Annotated in this window: 6 protein-coding genes; all 6 read left to right on the top strand. The window is 59.6% G+C overall.

The window, feature by feature from the left end; translation table 11 throughout:
* Nucleotides 1-19 precede the first annotated feature (19 nt).
* The 6 genes from ACFO3S_RS10540 (at nt 20) to ACFO3S_RS10515 (ending at nt 21,155) form a co-directional block, all read left to right on the top strand.
* Complete coding sequence (locus ACFO3S_RS10540) at nt 20-8,755, top strand: cadherin-like beta sandwich domain-containing protein (RefSeq protein WP_378095171.1); 8,736 nt, start codon at nt 20-22, stop codon at nt 8,753-8,755.
* Between the two features lie 225 nt (nt 8,756-8,980).
* Nucleotides 8,981-11,350, top strand: coding sequence for an alpha-L-rhamnosidase-related protein (locus ACFO3S_RS10535; RefSeq protein WP_378095169.1), 2,370 nt, complete (start codon nt 8,981-8,983; stop codon nt 11,348-11,350).
* Nucleotides 11,351-12,216: 866 nt separating this feature from the next.
* A complete protein-coding gene (locus tag ACFO3S_RS10530; RefSeq protein WP_378095167.1) occupies nt 12,217-16,179 on the top strand; it encodes a DUF5722 domain-containing protein in 3,963 nt (1,320 codons plus the stop codon).
* 75 nt (nt 16,180-16,254) lie between these two features.
* Entirely contained in the window at nt 16,255-17,967 is a 1,713-nt protein-coding gene (locus tag ACFO3S_RS10525) for a glycoside hydrolase family 71/99 protein (RefSeq protein ID WP_378095165.1), read from the top strand.
* Between the two features lie 98 nt (nt 17,968-18,065).
* Entirely contained in the window at nt 18,066-19,184 is a 1,119-nt protein-coding gene (locus ACFO3S_RS10520) for a GntR family transcriptional regulator (protein WP_378095163.1), read from the top strand.
* A 303-nt stretch (nt 19,185-19,487) separates the two neighbouring features.
* Nucleotides 19,488-21,155 (top strand): ABC transporter substrate-binding protein, encoded by a 1,668-nt coding sequence (locus ACFO3S_RS10515; RefSeq protein WP_378095161.1) that lies wholly within the window; start codon nt 19,488-19,490, stop codon nt 21,153-21,155.
* Nucleotides 21,156-21,238 lie beyond the last annotated feature (83 nt).

Genomic DNA, 21,238 nt, shown 5'->3' with positions numbered 1-21,238 from the left:
AACGAATGGAGGAAAAGATTTGATACGCAAACGTTGGAGTTCGAGATTGGCCGGACTATTAATTTTGGCGCTTCTGCTGCAAAGCGTTCCCCTGGGCGGGGGAGGAATCGCCGCTTATGCCGAGGAGCCGGATCGCGGACCATGGCAGCCTGACGAGACGACCAGCGTGACGCTCAGCACTTACGGACCTAGCGTGACGTCCGCCACCTATGGAAACGACCATTTGATCGACTACGCTTGGGAACGGACCGGGGGCGTATTTAATCCGCCTGCGAGACAATTCGCGGCCATGGTCTATGACGAGACATTCAAAAATATCGTATTGTTCGGGGGCGAGGGGAACAGCGGCCTGCTGAACGATACTTGGATATGGACCGGGAGCGACATCAATTCCTGGGAAGAGGTCGACCTGGCTGTCCTGCCGGGCAAACGCAAGCAGGCGGCAATGGCTTTCGATCCCGTCAGCAACAGCGTTATCCTCTTCGGCGGGCAAGGGCAATCCGGCTTGCTCGGCGATACGTGGAAATGGAACGGCAGCGTCTGGACGCAAGTCGCCGGACTGCCGCAGTCTCCGTCGCCGCGGGCCGGCGCGCAGATGGCCTCGGACGGCCGGAATTTGATTTTATTCGGCGGATACACGCTTAGCGGTTCGACCAAGGTGCCGAATCGCGAAACCTGGCTGTGGGACGGAGCGTCCTGGGCGAACGTGACCCCGGCGGATCCGGGCGACTCTCCGCCCGGCGCCTATAACGGCCAGATGAGCTTTAACGGTCAGACAGCCGTCTTGTACGGAGGGATTACGGGAACCAAAACGGAGAGCGGTCATACGATTAAAGACAGCTCGCCGGATTTGTGGATTTGGAATGCCGATACGCAAACCTGGAGCTCGACGCCGGGGCCTCTGCCCTTTGGCCGTTGGGACCATGCGATGGCTTACGACGGCAGGAGAACCGTCTTTTTCAGCGGAGCGCGCGACTACATCCATGCGACGACGAACAGTGTGGAAGTGGATCTGAAAATGCCGTCCTCCATGTATCCGTTTCCGAGGACAGGCTTGGCCTATGGATGGAACAACGGCAGGTGGGAGGAATATCCGCAGTTTGGAGCGTCGAACGGGGCGTTTATGGATGACGTCGGTTACCCCGGCCAGCTTCAGCTATGGCCGAACATCACGCCTTTTCCCATTACGGGCGCAAGCATGGCTTTCGACGGCACGCAATTTATCGTTTTCGGCGGGCATCGCGATTATGTGAATGTTTACAAAAAGCATCAATCGCAGATGCCGCAGGGAGAGTCGCCGCTGGATCATACGGTGCCTCCCGGCCTGATGAACGAAACGTGGGCGTTCGGCTACACGCCGCCGTCCGCTCCGGTCATCGAGATGGTCGATGTTCCGATTCTTAATTTCGATCCGGAACATATTAACGATACCGTCAGCATCATTACGGAAATTCAATCTACAGGCGGCAGACCGATCAGCTCGAGAGGGGTGGAGTATCGGCCGTATACGGAGGAAGGCAGCGAGGAGGAATGGATTTCCGTCCCCTACACGGAAACGAATCCTCAAGGGACCGGCTCGTTCACCGTCATCCTGACCGGGCTCGAATGGCACCGCAAATACGAGGCTCGGGGCTTTGCCGTTAATGAAATAGGCACGAGCTATACCGAGGTCAAGCCGTTCGAGCTGAAGGACGATCCGTACATACTGCCGCCGGAGGTTCGTTTCGATCGCGTCGGCGCGACTTACGTCCATGTGAAGGATAGGAAACGGATCGTTGCCGTCGGCGAAGGCATGACCAATTTGCTGCGCAAGCCGCTGAATGAAATTCATTTTCATCTGAAGAACGGCGCTGCCAAGCATCCGCTGGATTATAGTATTTTGAACGGCCGTCAACTGGAGTTGACCTGGGCCGAGGATTTGCCGCCGGGGAAATATGACGTCGTGCTAGAACATGATTTCTATAATAAAGAAATTAATAAAGATACGTCCGAAAAATATACGTTCCCGGAAGGACTGCAGTTGATTGCGACGGACTTCTACAAGCCGCGCGATTTCGCGTGGGTGGACGTGCCGAGCACATCCTCGGCCAACGAGCTTGGCGCGCTGAGGCTGCAAGGGCCGTTCACCGAAACTCCGCAGGCGCCGAACGTATACGAGCTTAACGACGTTTCCGAGGTCGTTACAATTAACAATACCGTTATGTTCAAGGGCAGCCGCCTTGTGGTGGACAAGAGCAATTCGGCGCAGGCCGTCATAACCGGAGAAGGGCGCCTGTACGTCAATACGGGAGGCGAAGGGGCGAACGCGTCGTACACGTTGTTCGACGGAAGCTTCGAGCTGACTTCGGACGATTTCTCCGTCGCATCGAGCGGCGGAAAAGCCGCCGATTATTTGGGAATCGATATGCCTTTTAAACCGGCCAAGATGACGTTCGCCAAGGACGGCGTGAAGCTGGCGGGCTCCCTGGAGCTCGGCTTTGCGGTCGGAAATCAGAAAATCGCCCAATCGATTGCCGTCGACGACCTGCAGTATCGCTACGGCCGGTTCGAGCTGGTCGGCAATTACAGTCTGGACAGGAGCTTTAAGGTCGGTCCGATCGACGTAAGCGACACTTCCTTTGTCATCGACAGCCGTTATCCTATGGTTAACGTCAAGGGCAAGGGCAAGCTGACGGGAACGGCTGGCGACTTCGACCTGCGTATGAAGCTGAAGCAAGGGCGGCTCGACGAGATCGGCTTCAGCATGTTCAACAGGTCGACTCTAGGCTCCACGGGCTTGCAGATCGACTACTTGTACGGCACCGTGGACAAGCTGGCCGGCAAGACGCAATTTCCGCAGCGTCTCCCGGTATCCGGTTCGGTGACGGACGTTCTCGTCCCTCAGCTGAAGCATCCGACGGCCAACTACAAATTCAACCTGCTCGGCACCGACGAGATCGCCGTCCAGTTGACGCCTTACGGCTTCGACGCGACGGGAATCGAATACTACTACTGGCTGCCGGTCAAGAACATGAGCCTGCAGGCGGTCGTCAACCCTGCGATCGCCGGGATCAGCGGCTTCTCGAAGCCGGGCTTCCTGGCGTCGGGAGATCTCAATGCCTTCGATACGATCAAAGGCAAAATCGCGGCGTATTCCTTCAATAAAAAAGGATACGACGGCGTTGTGAAAGCGACCGTATACGTGCCGAAGGGCATTCCGCGCATCGGCGGCGCAACGGTTCGCGATGTCGTATTAAGCGTCAACGACAAGCAGATAATCGGGATGCTCCAGCATAACGGAATTCATGCGAGAGTGTCGTATACGTTCAGCAACAATACGATTTTGTTCGAGGTCGAGGCCGAGCCGCCGAAGAAATCCTGGTGGCAGAAGGGGCTGGACTTCGTCGGCAACCTGTATAATAAAATCGATGATTTCTTCGAAAAAACCGCGCCGCTGGGCGACATTCTGGAGGAGCTGATCGGCGCCGCCGAACCGGGCGAGCTGCCGGACTTCAGGCTTGCGGCCGGAGACGATTGGGCGAAGAGCTTCGACTTTGCCCGGTTCAACGCGGTTGCCGACTTGACGGCGGCAAGCGGCAAGATGGAGAAGGTGTACGAGATGACGCCGGTCAGCGGAATCGTGCAGCCGGAGGACGCTGCGGAACGAAGCGCGAAGGCGCGTATCGCGGACGGCCAGCTGACCTCCGTCGAGCAGGCGCTGCCGATGGCCGTACAGAGCGCGGCCGCAGGGCAGACGTCTTCCGCGTTCCGGTCGGATCGCGCCTATGAGGCGCTGATCGTGCTGACGGGAGATCAGCGGTCCGCGTCGCTGAAGGTTTCCGCCGTCGACAATCCGAAAGTCGAAAGCGCGACGAAGGCGGAGACGGTCTACGATGCCGGATCGGATCTTACGTTTATGCGGGTTTCCTTGCGCAAAGGCATATGGAAGCTTACGGCCGGCGCCGACAGTCGGATTCGCGTTCACGAGCTGCTGTTCGCGAACCGTTCGCTGACGCTGGATCAGCTCGCCCAGGTGTGGACGCAGACCGCCGAACGGCAGGTGACCTCCTTGCTGGTGGAGGAGCGCGGCCTTCATGCGCTGCGGGTGGACGAGGCCCCTGCCGAGATGATTCTCTATAAACCGGACGGCAGACCTTATCATCTGGAAACGTCGTCGAGCGAGCCCGGCTGGAACTCGTTTACGGATGCCGACGGCCATCGGCACCTTTTGCTGGACGCAGCCGAAACGGGAACATGGCTGATCGTCGCCCATACAAGCCCTCAGGCGCATTTGAGCCGCGTGCCGGAGCAGGCGACAGCGGATCAGCTCCAGCAATGGGTGCAGAGCGGGGCGTACCCGACGACGTTCGAGCTGAACAGCTGGAGCAGCGGACAGGCGATCGTGGAAATCTACGGAGCGGACGAGCATACGAAGCTGTATACGCCGGCAGGCGATCTGTACGCGCTTCAGCCCGACTCGACCGCCAGCGGTATGAATGCGATCTACGACGAAGCGCAGCGGAAAATGACCGTGTGGATCGACGGGGTCGAGCTGAAAGGCCAGTGGAAGGCGGTCGGCAGCCGCTTTACGAGCATTCTGGCCTATCAATTAAACCGGAAGTTCAAGTCGATCAAGCCGCTGATGAACGAAGGCCGATATTCGAAATATTTCGACGTGTTGGAAAAGGGCGACTACATGCTGTCCGTCAGCGGCGGCAGCGCCGACACGGTCATTCTGAAGCCGGACGGCTCCCGCTATACGCTGGACTTCGCCGATCCGAACGGCAACGCCTATGTGCAGCCGGCTGCGGATCGGGTGCCGGACGGCGCCGCCGGCGGCGACCCGCTGGAGCAGACGCAGGTCGCTACGCCATACCCAGCCGAGGACGGCCGGGATATGCTGTACGTCTCGCTGCTGGACGCGCCTGCCGGAAGATGGCTGGTGCAGAACGGCACGCGGGCGGAGGTAGACATTCAGAAGCTGATTCCTGTGCCTGAGGTGCAGGTCTCCGTCGCTGCGGTGGCGGACAACCGCATTCGCGCGACGTGGTCGACGGCTAACGCCGCTCCCGGAACGGAGGTCGCGCTGATGCTGACCGGCGGCAAGGAAGATTACATCGGGGATGCGCTTGCCGAAGCTTTGCCGGCGTCCGGCATGATCCTGATCGATATTCCGGATGAGGTGCTGCCCGGGACCTATTATTTGTCGGCTTCGGCGACGAGCGAAGGCGAAGCGCCCGCTTACGGCGTTGCGGAGAGCACGGTGGAGGTCAAATCCGCCTATGCGTTAGCCGCTCCGACCCAGCTGGAGCTGCTGTCGACGGGCAATGGCGAAATATCGCTGAGCTTCAAGTCCGTATCCGGCCAGGCGGACAAATATCGGGTATGGATCGGAGAAGGAGCGGGAAGCCAGCCGGTTACGCCGGTCATGGAGATCGAGCCGCAGGCGGGCGCAACCCAGCAAGCGGTCATTTCCGGACTGCCCACGAACGCCGACTATACGGTGGCGGTATCGGCGATTGGCCAGTCGGCCGGCCGGGTCGCGCTAAGCCCGATGTCCGCCAGCGTCGCCGCGACGCTGCCGAATCCGCAGCCGGCCGCGCTTGCCGTGTCTCTGGATGCCGGCGGCAGCCCGGATGCGGTCACAACCGAGACCGTCCAAGCGTATGACGGCAGCGACCGGGTGCTGTTCCACACGGCCGCCGGTCAGGCTCTGCTGAACGTCGAAGCCGATCAGACGACAGCGGTGAACTTGACGATTGACGGGCAGCCGCTCGGCAGCAGCGCTCCGCTGCCTGCGGGAGGCGTCCACGCGTTCGACCTGAACGCGCTGCTGAATGTCGGTACGCTGGAAGAGCGGGAATACAAATTGCTGATCGAGGCGGTGAACGAGCGCGGCGACCGCAGCTTCGAAACCCGCAGCCTGTTCGTCGATCGCACGGGACCGCTGCTGATCGTTTCCGGCAAGGACGATACCGGCGCGCCGATCTCGCTCAACGGCTCGGTGGACAGCGCCGGCAAGCTGCTGCTTGCCGGACAGACGGACATCGGGGCCAGGTTGGTCATCAGCGGCACGACCGTGCCTTTGGATGACGATGGCCGCTTCGTATACTACGCTCCGCTCGATTGGAGCGGCGGGGCGGATCGGATTCCGATGACGATTGTCGCTTCCGATGCGGCAGGCAACACAACGGAGTATGGCTTTGAGGTACTGAAGGACAGCGACGGAACGTGGGAAGATTTCCCTGGCGATCTCGCTGCGCTGACGGTGGGGGGCGCAACGTTGGACGCCGCCTATCAGTTTGGGAAGCTTTCCTATGAAGCGAAAGCCGATTCGAACCGGGTGCGCGTCTTCTCGGCTCCGATGGTCGGAACGTCGACGGTAACGATCGACGGACAGCCCCTTCCGGCTGGCGGTTATGTCGAGGTGAGCGTCCCCGACGCAGGGAGAACGGTGCAAATCCGGGTTCAACCTGCGGGCGGAGGATCGCAGAAGCTCTATACGCTGCAGATCAGCGGCGGTTCGAGCGTAGCCCAGCTAAGCGACTTGACATTGAAGTCGCAAGCCGGAGACACGATTGCGGCAGCTCCTTTTGCGGGAACGGAAGAGACTTATGAAGTCTATGCGGGTCATACGGTGGAAGGCGTGACGTTGACGCCAATCGCATTGCGAGCCGGATCGACGATAACGGTCGGCGGCCACGCGGTACAGAACGGTCAAGCCTCTTCGCAGATCGATCTGCAAGTCGGCGAAAATCGGATTCCGGTGATCGTTACGTCGTCCGACGGCGCGCAAACGCGCACATACCAGGTTGTCGTATGGCGCGAAGGAAGCGGCGACGCCGAACTGCGGCAGCTTGGCATTCAGACGAGCGGCGCAGCGGTAACGCCGAGCTTCGCTCCGGAGATTGCCGATTATCAAGTGTACGTACCGGAGGAGACGGCGGTCTTTACGCTGCTGCCGGTCGCCCACCCGGACGCGGCCGTTCGCGTTAACGGCCAACTGCTGACCGGCAGCGCGGCGGCGCTTCCGTACGACGGCGACAGCCTGACCGCGCAGATTGAGGTCAGCGCGCAGGACGGGGGCACGCGCGACTATACGCTTTACGTTCTGCGCCAGAAGGGCTCTCCCGAAGCGCCGCCGCTGCTGTCCGCCCTGGAAGCGAGCGCCCGGATCGACGGCAGCTTTACGCCATTTAAGCTGAGCTACGGCACGAAGCAGTCCGTGAGCCAGAGCAGCGTGGCGATTACGGCAATTGCCGGCGACCCGCAGGCGACGGTCACCGTCATGGGCAAAACGTTGCAGGGAGGCGGCAGCTTCACGGCTGGCCTGGCGCTTGGACAGAATACGATTAACATTCGGGTCGAGTCGCCGGATCAGAAAGTATCGCAGACGTATTCCATCGACGTGACCCGCGTCAGCTCCGGCTCCGGTCCGACGGAGATCGTGCGTCAATCGAACGTGACCGGAGGGACGGGCGACTGGACCGTGCAAATTCCGATCGTCCGGACGATCGAGACCGACGGCAGCGTCATCGATACGGTGAGGCTGGACGCAGACAAGACTAGAACCATATTGGAGGAGGCTCGGAAGAGCGAGAACAGCGTTGCCCGCATTCAAGTGACCGATCTGCCGGACGATCCGGCCGACGAACGGCAGGTTCGTCTAAGCGCAGCGGCCTTGACGCTGCTTGCGGATCACGATCTATCGCTGCAGATCGAGCTGCCGGAGGGAGTCATCGATTTACGGACCGATACGCTGAAGCGGCTTGGCGAACAGGGCAGAGAAGCTTACTTCCGGATCGTTCCGATCGTGAAGTCGAGCGAGCGCGAACAAGTGGACGCGCGCGTGCTGAAAGCGGAACCGGTTCAGCAAGCGGCGAATGGCCGTCCGGTATCGGTGGCCGGGCGCCCGGTCAAGATCGAAACCAATTATTCCGGCTACAGAACGGAGCTGCTGCTGCGGGTCGACGGACTGAGACTGCCGGCCGACGAAGCGGCAGCCGGACGAAGTTCGTCCGACCTGGCGGTGTACATTGAGCATAGCGATGGAGAGAAGAAGCTGGTTCAAGGAGAAATCCGTGATGACAGAGGCATGGCAGGCATTGCCTTTGATGTCGAGAAGTTCAGCACGTTCGCCATCGTGCGGATCGGCAGCGTCGACGCCGCGGAGATCACGCTGAAGCCGTATTTGGCCGGTTATCCGGACGGCAGCTTCCGCCCGGCCCAATCGATCAAGCGTTCCGAGTTCGCGACGATTCTGCATCGTCTCGGTTGGGGCAGTGCGGAGGCCGTCGGACCAACTTCCGGCTATAAGGATGTTACAACCGCGCATTGGGCGGCGGAAGCGATCGCTTCGATGCAGCGCGCCGGGCTGATGCTCGGCGACAACAAAGGGCTGTTCCGTCCGGAAGCCGCAGTTACCCGTGCGGAAATGGCGAGCATCGTAGCCAGACGGCTTCCGTCGGGAGCGAGCAACCAACTGGCCGACGTCCCGGCGGATGCGCAGGGACACTGGGCGGCAAGCGCCATCGGCAAAGCGCTGCAGGCCGGTATTCTGCAAGGTTATCCGGACGGCACGTTCCGTCCCGATCGCAGCTTGACCCGCGCGGAAGCTGTACGGGTGCTGAACCGGCTGCTCGAGCGGCCGACGTCCGACGTCTTGACGTCTTCATGGCCGGACGTTCCGTTGAATCATTGGGCGGTCCGCGACATCGAATCTGCGTCGGGCACCGTAACGGTATCGGAGGGAGGCAGCGTAAGCGTCGATCGATAAGATAACGAGGAAGTCCGCGGACCTTGGGTCCGCGGACTTTTTTCGCCGATTCTAAGGACGGGGACAAGCCGTTTATGTATGAGAGCACGCCAGAAGCGACAGAACGGGCCGGAGCGGCAGCGTATTTCTTCCCCTTACATATAGACATCAAAAGTATATTGAAGTATCATTAAGTATACTAAATAACGAAAATCAGCGACAGAGAACACCGGAGGTTGGGGAGAGATGGAGAAGTGGGAAGCAAGCTGGATCTGGGTGGACGAAGGGCTGAGGAGAAACAACCAATACGTTGAAGCCCGCGGCTCGTTCAAGCTTGAGGAGTCTTCCGAGAGGGCGGTGCTTCGCGTAACGGCGAATCAGGAATACGTGCTGTTCGTTAACGGCGCCGAGATCGGAAGAGGCCCTTCGCCGAGCGATAACGGCTCTCAATATTACGATAGTTACGAAATGGCCGGGCTGCTGAAGCCGGGCCGTAATGTCGTGGCCATACTGGCCTACAATTTCGGAACGGATCCTATCGTCACCGGCCAGAGACAAGGCCCGGGGGGCTTGCTGTGCCAGATCGATCTGGGACCGGACGCGGAAGGCGGCGCGAGCGTCTGCGCGGCGGCTACGGGGACGGGGTGGAAGTGCCGCGTGTCTCCGAGATGGAGACCGGACTCGATCCGCATGCACATGTGGGGCGGGTACCGGGAGATTTATTTGGCCGACCAGGAGGACGGCTGGGAACGGCCCGAGTACGACGATTCGGATTGGGCGCACGCGACGATCGTCGCGGAGGCGAACAGCGCGGAATCGCCTTGGCCCAAGCTTCTGGCCAGGGAAATTCCTTATCTGAAGCAGACCTGGCTGCAGCCGGTCCGGCTGGTCGGCGAGCAGGCTTATCTCGGAGCGATCGACGACGCGAGCTCCGTGCTGGAAGGCGCGGAACGTTCCGGCGGGATCCTCATCGACGCCTCCGCTCCGGGCTCGTATCCGAATGCGACTTACGATTTCGGAACGGAGGTCGTCGGGTATCCCGAGCTGGAGATCGAGGCGCCGGAAGGGGGAGTCGCCCATCTGTTTTACGGAGAAGGGCTCGAGCTGGAGCTTACCGATACGTTCGTTCTGAGAAAAGGGAGCAATCGCGTTCGATCTTTCGGCAGGAGGTCGTTCCGGTTCATGAAGCTGGCGCTGCAAGGCACTCCGGCCCCAGTCGAGGTTCGTTCGGTGCGGCTGAGGTCCGTGCATTACCCGTATCAGGAGCAAGGCCGCTTCGCCAGCAGCGACAAGAGGCTCAACCGGATCTGGGAGGTGGGCAAATATACGACCGTCGTCAACAGTCAGGATCATTTCGAGGATTGTCCCCATCGCGAAGCGGCCTTGTGGGTGGCGGATGCAGTCGTGATGGCCAGAGTTGTCTATCAGACGTTCGGAGATTTGGCGCTCGTTCGCAAATGTCTGCTGCAAATCTCCCGCATCCAGAACAAGGACGGATCGATTCCGGGCACCGGTCCGGAGAGCAACGCCTTTATGCTTCCGGATTTCTGCGCGCATTGGCTGTTCGGCGTGAAGGAGTACGTCGACTACAGCGGGGACGAGAGGTTTCTGACCGAACTGTGGCCTTCCGTCGGCAGGCTGGAGGCATGGTTCCGGGCGCAGGAGGACGAAGAGGGGCTGTTCGCCAATGCCGATCGCGAAGGCTGGTGGTGCTTTATCGATTGGTCGGACGATATCGAGCGCAAGGACAAGGTTGCGGCGATCTCCTGCTATTACTATAAGTTCCTGCTTACCGCCGCTCTTCTCGCGCGCCGCATGGGAGAGGAGGAGCGCGCGCAGACGCTGGAAGCCAAAGCCGCCCGGCTGCGGGTCACGATAAGGCGCAGGCTGCGGCTTCCGGAAAGCCCGCTGTTCGCGGACAGCCTGTCCGCGGACGGACTGTCCGCGAGCGTGACGGCGCAGACGAATTTCGTCGCGGCATGGTGCGGAATCATGGAGCCGGAAGAAACGAGAAGCTTTATCGAGGACTTCTACTTGCCGGGAAAGCTTCCTCCGATCAAGGGGGCGTTCTTCTATCATATCGTGCTGGAGACGCTGTTCGCCTACTCGTACAGAGAGGAAGCGCTGAAAGAAATCCGTTATTTCTGGGGAGCCATGCTCGACCGGGGCGCGACGACCTGGTGGGAGACGTTCGATCCTACGCTGCCCGAATGCACGGTTCCCAGTCCCTATCTAGGACACACGCCCACTTACATGCAGGCCGCCATCCCCGTCAGCTTCTCCCACGGGTGGGGGGCTTCGCCGACCTATTTACTGTCGCGCGAAGTGCTGGGCGTCGATACGTCCAAGCTGGGAGAAGGCATCGTGGAGCTTCGCCCGTTCGCGGCGGGAGGACTGACTTGGGCCGAAGGAACGATCCCGACCCCTGTCGGGGACATCGAGGCCGCCTGGTCCGAGAAGGAAGGCGGCGAGTTCGCCTTCGAAGCGCGGCTGCCGGCCGGCCTCGGATGGTCCGCGGACGAATCGCTCCATAACGTCGCAACGGTTAAAGACGGGGATTCCACCGTAATCAGCGGGACCTTTACAGCGCCCCGGTCCGATTACAGCCGCGTATAAACAAACGGAGTCAAAGAAGACGGCCAAGCCCGGCCGTCTTTCTGTTGTTTCAGCAAGTATAAAGTTCGCTATCCTTATCGGATCACAAACTCGGTCCTCGCCTCCGCCGCCCGCTCCGATCGCCCGCCGCCAAGTTCATAACTTGGCCTTGCCCCCAATGTTGTCAGGTTAAGCCGTTGTCGTATGCGATCGACGGCATACGGTCGATGGGATGCGACCGGTCGTATGCGATCGAAGGCGCGCAACCTGCCGGCAACGTCTAACGGTTGCAGTGGCGCTTAATCGATCGTTTTCTTAAGAAAGGAAAAGCTAACGGTTGCCACCGCGCTTATTTTGGGGTTATCGAGCGAAAACGCGCGTTTTCGGCTGAAATAGCCGCTGCCGCAACCGTTAAAACCTCCGTACTGCGAAAAGGGCACAATTAGCGGCGCTGGCAACCGTTACGTTAGTGGGCTGGCGGGGGCTCGCGGGGGTTGGCGTGTGTTGGCCTGGGCTGGCGGGGGCTCGCGGGGGTTGGCCTGGACTGGCGGGGGTTAGCGGAGTGCGTAGGTTAGTCTGGACTGGCGGGGGTTGACGTGGTGGTTGACGCGAGCTGGCATAGGTTGGCGTGGATTGGCACGAGTTGGCCTTTGTTCGCGATGACTGTCGGGGCTCCGCCGGCAACTGGGACGATTCCTGCAAGGCCGCTTGTTGATCGTTTGCTTAACCTGACAACATTGCCCCCCCGCGCGACCCGCGCTTCCGTATGCAAAATAGTTCCAAAGCCGTATTTATGTATACTTAATCAAATTTATATTGAATAAAGAATACTTATTTGGTATCTTAGTTGCGAAAACCATCCTTTAACGATGTAGAGGAGGCTATTTATGCCGCGAGTGCGTAACGTATCCGCTGTACTGGCCGTGCTGTTGCTGCTTCAATCGTTGCTGGCCGCCGCCGTCTCGGCGGGCAAATACGAACCGGAGCTCCGACAGTCGGATCGCGTGTCGACGGGCAAAGACATGTATCCCGCGATCGTGCTGGACGATTTTAACGACGAGGAGTCGGTGCAGGCGTGGAAGGCCGGACAGAATACGGACTCGGTCCATTATGTGACCAGTCTGCTGAACGGCCCCAATCAGCCGTTCGAAGGAGCGGGCGCTTTGGAGCAGGTCCCGGAGCAGGTCAAAGTATACGAGTGGAGGTCGATCTATCGGGACTACGAACAGCCGCTGGATTTGAGCGGTTACCGGTACTTGGCGCTGGCCGCCAACAGCTGGGGCTGGCAGGCGACGGCCGATTACGCGCTTAAGGTCGCTCTGCTAAGCGGGGACGATCGTTATGAAAGCGTCGCCATGATCCGGCCGGATTCCTGGAGACCGATCTTCATCGACCTGAGCGACTGGGCCGGAAGAAGCCAGGTCACGAAGCTGGAAATCTCCTTCATGCAGAATTTCGACCTGGAGGGCATCGCGCCGGGAGCGCCAGGGTATGATTACTGGGACGGCCGGTTCCAGATCGATTACATTACGGCGACGAACGCGCGCGACCTCAGCTTCGACATCGAGGGCGACACGGAAGGCTTCACCGCTGCCGGAGGAAGCTTGCAAGCCGCGGGCGGCCAACTCGTCTATACGTTGGGAGGAACGGCCGGAACGCTCGAATCTCCGGCGCTGACGATCGACGCGGCGCAGCGGAACGGGCTGTCCGTGACGATGACGAACGGAACGGGGGCGGAGCAGCTGACCGTACAGTGGAGAACGGCCGGAACCGATTGGGACGATATGCGCGCGAAAACGTTCGACATTCCGGCTGCGGGCACGTTCACCCGCGACTTCAACTTCTCGGACCGCGAGGATTGGAGCGGGACGGTAACGGCGTTTCGCCTAAGCGTTCCGTCCTCTTCCGGCACGCTGTCGATCGATCAGATCGCGCCCAAATCGATGCCCGTTCTCGAGAAGCCGTTCGACGGAACGGCGCAGGCGCGCATCGAACAGGGCGGGCTGATCGCCATCGAGGGAACCGTCAAGCCCGAATTCGTCGCGGCGCGCCCGGGCGCTCGGCTCTACCTGTTCGAATTGGCCACCTACGAAGACCCGCTTACGGCGCTGCCGTCGCATACGCCGCTAGCCGATACGGAACTCGCCGAGTCGTTCCGGTTCGAGACCGGCCTGAACGACGGTACGAGAAGCCGGCTGTATTCCAAGTTCGCGGTGGCGGCCCGTTCGGACGAAGGCGAATATACGCTCCTCTCGGCTCCGCAATACGTCGCAAACGCGGAATCGCTCTCCGCGAACCTCGAGCCGTTCCCGGAGGCCGAGAGCATCAAAGGGCTGCAGGTGCAGATGACAGGGGACGCGCAGGAGCTCGGCATCAGCCACGCGGCGCTGAACGTCCCCTACAACGAGCTCATGTACAAGACCGGCAATCACCCGAATCATTCGATCCCGTTCGAAGTCGAGGGGAAGACCTACTTTTTCCGCAAGGATCGGATCGAGCAGATGGACCGTCAGATCAAGAGCTTGTCCGACAACGGGATTATCGTCTCTCTCATTCTCATTATGTACGACACGAAGGACCCGGAATCCGCGAACGAATATTTGCTTCATCCCGACGCGGAGCCCGGCGGCACCGTCTACGCGCTGAACACGTCCAACGCGATCGGCGTCGAGTACGTGAAAGCGGCGACGAAATTTCTGGCCGAGCGCTACTCCAGGCCGGATCAGCAATTCGGACGCGCGGTCAATTACATCGTGGGCAACGAGGTCGGCCAGAACAAAGTATGGAACAACATGGGACCGAAAAGACTGGAGGAGTACGTTCGCGAATACGCCCAGACGCTCCGCCTCGTCGATACGATCGTGAAGACGTCTTACGCTAACGCCAGAACGTACATTTCTCTCGACCATTTCTGGAACGAAAATTTGGGCGCCGACTCCATGTGGAAATACGACAATAAGGCGATCGTCGACCGGCTGACGCAATTGACGCGCGCGGAGGGGGACTTCGGCTGGCACGTGGCGTTCCATCCGTATCCGGAAAATCTGTTCAATCCCCGGTTCTGGAACGACGCGACGGCGACCGATTCCTTCGACACGGAGCGGATTACGTTCAAAAATCTGGACGTGCTCGTCGACTACATGAAGCAGCCCGATTATACGTACGGCGGAGAGATGCGCCGCATTATCCTGTCGGAGCAGGGCTTCCACAGTCTGACGAACTCGGAGGAGGATCAGAAGGTTCAGGCTGCGGCTTACGCCTATGCGTACTATATTATCAAGTTCCTGGACGGCATCGACGCCTTTATCCTGCATCGTCACGTCGATCACGGCGAAGAGGGCGGGCTGAACCTGGGCCTGTGGACGCATACGCCGACCTCGATCGTGACGCCGGATCGGCACAAGGCGATCTACGACGTGTTTAAGTATATCGACACGGAGCGCTCCTTGGAGGTTACGAATTTCGCGAAGGCGATCATCGGCATCCTGAGCTGGGAGCAGGCGATTCCGGGCTTCGATCCCGCGCGGCTGGCCGATCGGAGCCTGCCGCTGGCGAGCGGTCTCGAGTTTGCCGCAAGCGCCGATCAAGCCGGGCCGGAAGGAGGCTTCGAAGCCGGGACGGACGGATTCGCGGCTTCGGACGAGGTGAGCGCGATCCGCTCCGAGCAGGGAGACGCGTTCCGCGGCGGCGGCTACCTCGCGGCTACGGTGAACAGCGACTACCGGCTGAATTGGGCGGGCGTACAGAAGAAGTTCGAGCAGCCGATCGACGCGAAGAAGACGCCGTATTTCACGGCGGCGCTTCAATTGCCGGACGCCGATCCGAACCATGCGTACTATGCGAAGTTTATCGTCTACAGCGGCTCCGAACGCGTGGAAGGCACGGCGAGACTGGATCTGTCGAAGGGCTGGAACGATTTGGCGCTGCCGCTCAAGGGCTGGAAGGGCATCCGGTCGGTAGACGGCGTCAAAATCTGGGTGCGTTCCGTCGGAGGAGCGCCTTGGCAAGGGGAAATCCGCATCGACGAGGCGAAATTCGTCAAGAAGTTCAAGGAGGAGAAGAAGTTCCCGAACGTCGAGGTAGAGGCGAAGCTCGTCTCTCCGGCACTTGAAACGGGGGCGGAGTTTTCCGTGACGGTAACGAACTTCGGCTCCGACAAGCTGAACAAGAAGTTGATTCTGCAAACGACGCCCGGGCTGAAGCTTTCCCGGAAGGACATTCATCCGGGCGGCATTCGAACCGGGGAAAGCCGAACCTTCTCGCTGCACGTATCCGAATATATGCCGACGGACGGGATAGAGCCTGAACTGACGATTAAGCTGGAAGATCGGACGTTTGTCTTCCCGTTAAAAGGCAAGTCCCCGGTTACGCCGGAAGACGGCATCCTTTACGACTTTGAGGACGGAGCGCAGGGCTGGGGCGCGGGCGAGAACGTGGCCAGCGTCGCCGCCGTGCAGTCGTTCCCGAACGGACCCGGCGTGCCGAGCGAAGGGCGGCAAGCGTTGTCGGCTCGTTCGGCGATCGCGGCGGCTTCGGCCTGGAAGACGGTGAAGACGACGCCCGAGCGGCCGTTCGATTTGAGCGGGGCTTCCGTATTCTCGTACGACATCAACAGCTACGGCGGCGTTCCGGGGGCAACCTACGAGACCCGGGTGACGTTGAGGAGCGGCCCGGACAGCTTTAGCTATACGTCCGCCATGAGCGCGGATCGGTGGAACCGCGTCTCCGCCGACCTATCGGCCTGGACGGGCCGATCGTCGGTCACCGACATAGAAATCTCCTTCCGGGCGGTCGGCAGCGATATGGCCTGGAATCCTGAATTTCAGCTCGACCGGATCGGCGTGGAATAGGTATTGGAATAGACAGCGGAATGCCGCATATCCGGAACGGTATGCGGCATTCGCCATATAAAGGAGAGAAACCGTATGGAAAACAGGGAGCTCGGATTTGACGGCTGCTCGGGCATCGACGCCCTGGGACGGAAGCTGCCGACCAGAGAGGAAGCCGGGCCTTATCGCGCGGATCGGTTCGTCGGACTGTTTTATTTTCTCTGGCTGGGACAGCACGGAACGGAGGGGCCAAACGACAATACGCGCATCCTCGAACGGTGGCCGGAAGCGGTTCGAGACCCGAAGCATCCCGCATGGGGACCGCCGAGATCGTTTCACTTCTGGGGAGAGCCGCTGTACGGCTACTACTTGAACGACGACGAATGGGTGCTGCGCAAGCACGCGCAGCTTCTGACGGCGGCGGGCGTCGATTTTCTCGTCTTCGATACGACGAACGCGATCGCTTACAAGAACGTATACGATCGGCTGTTCCGCGTGCTCGACGAGCTTGCCGGGCAAGGCTTCAAGGTTCCGCGATTCGCCTTCTATACAAATACGGAATCGGGGCGGACCGTGGCGGATATTTACGAGGACGTGTACAGACCGGGCCGCTATCCGCATCTGTGGTTCCGCTGGAAGGGCAAGCCGCTGATCATCGGCGATCCTTCGCAATGCGAAGAGGAGCATCGGGCGTTCTTCACGTTCCGGCTGAATCAATGGCCCAACGAGCCGGCGAAAACGAACGGATTTCCGTGGATCGAGTTCCAGCGGCCGCAGCGGGTGTTTTACAACGACGAAGGAGCGAAGGAAACGATCAGCGTATCCGTCGCCCAGCACCCCAGCGTGGCGATGAGCGACACTCCCTTTTACGGTTACGGAGGCAACTGGGGAAGGGGGTATTACGAAGGCGCGGGGCCGGGGGAGACCGACTCGGAGCAGGCGATCGTCCGGGGCGCCAACGTCGAGGAACAGTGGGCGTTCGCGCTGGCCGAGGACCCGGAGCTCGTGTTCGTGACGGGCTGGAACGAATGGATCGCGATGCGGCTGCAGGGGCCGCCGGAAAGACCGGTGCTGTTCGTCGATCAGGCGACGCTCAATTTCAGCCGCGATATCGAGCCGATGAAGGGAGGATACGGAGACAACTATTATATGCAGATGATCGGCTGCATCCGGCGGTTCAAGGGAATGTCGGACGGCGAGAAACGGAGCTGCCGCCTTGAGCGGCCGATTCCGATCGTTCCCGATTTCGAGCCGTGGAGCGGGGTCGGCGCGACGTACAGGGATTTTCCCGGCAAAACGAAGCCGAGAAACCATCCGGGCTACGGACAGCTTCATTACGAGAACGAAACCGGCCGCAACGCGCTTGTGTCGTTCAAGGCGGCGCATACGGACGACGCGCTGTTTTTCTACGCGGCGGCGGAGGCCGACTTGTCCCCTCATACCGACCCGACTTGGATGATGCTGTTCCTTCGCGTCGAAGATAGCGGCGATGCCGGCTGGGAAGGCTACCACTTCGTCGTCAATCGGAGGACACCGGGCGAATCCGCGGCGCTGCTGGAGCGGAGTTTGGGCGGCTGGAGCTGGGAAACGGTCGGAGAGATCGGTTATGCGGTGCAGGGCAACGAGCTTCACCTGGCCATTCCGCGAAAGCTGCTCGGCATGGGGAGGTCGGATCGGAAGCTGGAGCTGTCGTTCAAATGGGCGGATCATCTGCAGAACGAGGGCGACCCGATGGATTTCTACCAATACGGGGACGTCGCGCCCGCGGGCAGGCTGAACTATCGCTATACGATCCCAGCGGGGGAGTAGGGAGCGCCGCTTCCGCGATTTCCCATGGATTCGACAATCCCTTGCGAAAAATGCGACGCTAAAGTATACTAATCCCAATTCGGGAGGAGTGTAGTCGCATGGACATGGATAGATCGGACAAGACTCCGATGTATCGATACATTATGAACGATATTAAACGCAAGATCGAGACGGGAGAGCTGAAGGCGCACGATCCGCTCCCGACGCAGATCGATCTGGCCAAAGAATACAACACGAGCGAGATCACGTCGCGCAGGGCGCTGTCCGATCTCGTTCAGGAGGGATACGTATACCGCATACGCGGGAAAGGGACCTTCATTCGGGAAAATGTCGTCCCCGACGGCCCGAAGCCGATTCGCACGATCTTTTTCGCGTATCAGAATCATGAGGTTTCGGACTTTAATCACCCGTTTTTCACCGACATGTTCGAGGGCATCAAGTCAACGTGCGAGGAGAACGGAGTCGCTTTCCACATGTGGAACATCGGCAGCGGCTACGAGCTGCCGGAGGATCCGCACGCGGGCATCGTGCTGCTGACGACGATGGACTCCTTCGACCAAACGCGCCTGTCCGCCTGGCAGCGCGAGAAGAGGCGAATCGTTACCGTTCACTTCTATTATCCGCATCTGGGCATTCCTTACGTCATCGTGGACAACTTGACCGGCGGTTATCTGGCGACGCAGCATTTGCTGTCTCTGGGACATCGGCGCATCGGGGTCATCCTGACCGGCAATTCGATTCTGGAGATCAACCAGGAGTTTTCCCTGCGTCTGCAGGGCTACCGGCTGGCCCTGTCCCAGCGGCAAATTCCTTTCGACTCCGAGCTGGTTGCCATCATGAGCGGCGATCACGAAAGAGTCGGCATGGGCAACGACGGCTTTCGCCGGCTGATGGCGTTGAAGGACCCTCCGACGGCGATTTTCGCGACGAGCGATTACAAGGCGTTCGGCGCGATGAGCGCCGCCAAGGAGCTCGGGATGCAGGTGCCGCAGGAGATCAGCATTATGGGCTACGATGACGTGAAGATAAGCGAGTATACGTATCCGACGCTTTCTACCGTGAATCAGAATACGTATAAGCTTGGACAGAGAGCCGCGGAAATTTTGCTGTACGAAATGAAGGACGGGGAAAACCGGCTGCTGAAGGACGAGATCGTGCCCACTCTGGTGCAGAGAGGGAGCACGGGACCGGCTCCGGGAACGGCCGGCGGCAAGTAATCGAATAGCTGGAGCTCGCTCCTGGCGTTGGGCTGTCGGAAAGTTGGCGACAGCCCTTCTTGTGATTTTCCGAATCGCCGGACCTAAACTCTGACGGGACGGAAAAAGATATTGCGATTAGGCGAATTATATAGTATTCTTTTAAGTGTAAAGTATACGAAATTAAATACATTATACTTTACTTAAGATTGAGGATGGGGGTTGTTCGACGTCGAGAACGGAAAAGCCCGAAGTTGACGATCCCAATAACTCCAAGCAGGAAGGCGCTTCACTAAAAAAGACGAAAACGAGGGTGAGATCGACATGTTCAAAAAGAAGGGGCTGGCTTTATTACTTGGTATACTTATGCTGTCCTCGCTGCTGGCGGCTTGCAGCAAAAACAACGCCGAACCGAGTCCGTCCGGAACGGCCCCAGGCTCCAGCGCGCCGGCTTCGGAAACCGCTTCCGAAAGTCCTTCCGAAGCGGCCCGGGATCTGAAGGGAACGATCAACATTTCCTTGCCCAACGCTTCCTCCTTCGTATGGAACGCGGTCGCGAACGCCTACATGGCCAAAAATCCGGGAGTCAAGGTGACGGTCGACAACAAGCCGATGGAAGGCTACAAGGAATGGCTGACGGCCCAATTCGCCGCGGGCACCCCTGAAGTGGACATGGTCGTGAACAACGAGGTCGCCGCTCTGGTCAACGAACGCAAGTTCATGGATTATTACGCCTATTTCGATAAAATGAATCCTTACACGGGCAAGCCTTGGGTGGAATCGCTCGATCTCGGGGCGATGGGCATCAACCTCGAGGGCGTCAGCTCCGAGGACTTCCTGGCCAATCTCAACTTCGAATCCGTGCAGATCGTATGGGTTTACAACAAAGAGATTTTCGAGAAGGTCGGCATCGCGGAAGCGCCGAAGACGTTCGACGAACTGATCGACGCGTTTGAGAAAATCAAAGCCGAGGGCTACACGCCGCTCGCGCTGGCCGGCGACTCGACCTCGATGTGGAGCGGAGAGGCCGGGTGGCTCGTCAGAATCTATGCGGACCAATATTTGCGCGACTTCATCAACGTCATCCGCTCGCAGGAGCAGGACTACTCGTATGTGCCGGAGATCGACAGCGTCTGGCAGTACGATTTGACCGACCCCTACAACGATTCGAACAGCAACGTCACGAAAAACGAAATGCGTCATCTGAGAGCGATTCGCGACAAAGAAGGGCCTTACCAGGTCGAAGGCAATCCGAAGTGGATCGCCTATGCCGACAATTTGAAGCGCTTGTTCCAATACGTCCCGGAAGGCTTCTTCGGCGTCAAGGCCGAGCAAGCGTACAATCTGTTCCTGACGGGCAAGGCCGCTACGCTGATGGGAACGCCGGGCCACTATTTCCAGCTGCCGAAGGATTTCGCCGACGAGGAGAAAACCGGCGCCAAGGGCGGCGTAAAACCGTTCGAATACGGATTCTTCAATATGCCTTCAATGGAGGGGCCCGAAGTGATGGCTCCGGCCAGAACGATTCAAATCCCGATCGGCTTCTACGGCTTCGTGAACAAGTCGGCGGAGCAGAACGAGCTGAACGCGGACTTCATGATGTATTTGACGAGCCCGGAAGGCTACGGCGTATACGTTAAGGCGATCCAGGAGAGCGACGACGCTTCTCTGTCGGGCTCTCCCGCCCTGAAGGACATTACGCTTCCTCCGGAAATGGCTTCCGCTTTCGCGGACTTCGCTCCGATCGGCAATACCGAAGGGTATCTGAGTCCGGGCAACCAATTGGCTCGCGGATTGATGGACTACCAGCCGTCCGTGCAGGATTGGGTCGGCAGCGTACAGCGCTTCTTCGACGGCAAGCTGACGACGGAGGCGTATTTGAAGGAGCTGCAGGCCAATATCGACAAATACTTGGAGCCGGCTCTGAAGCAAGCGAAGAAGGAGCTGTCCGATCTGGACACGCCGGAAAGACGGCCGCCTGAACGGCAATAAGCGGACGCGACGGCACGGACCGATTATCGGCCCGTGCCGTTGAACGCTTAATGACGACAGGGGAGCATGCGCGGGAAGGGGAG

Origin of the sequence: Cohnella hongkongensis, from assembly GCF_042654645.1 — a bacterium.
Taxonomy (GTDB): Bacteria; Bacillota; Bacilli; order Paenibacillales; family Paenibacillaceae; genus Cohnella; species Cohnella hongkongensis.
This window is presented reverse-complemented; position numbering and strand designations above follow the sequence as displayed.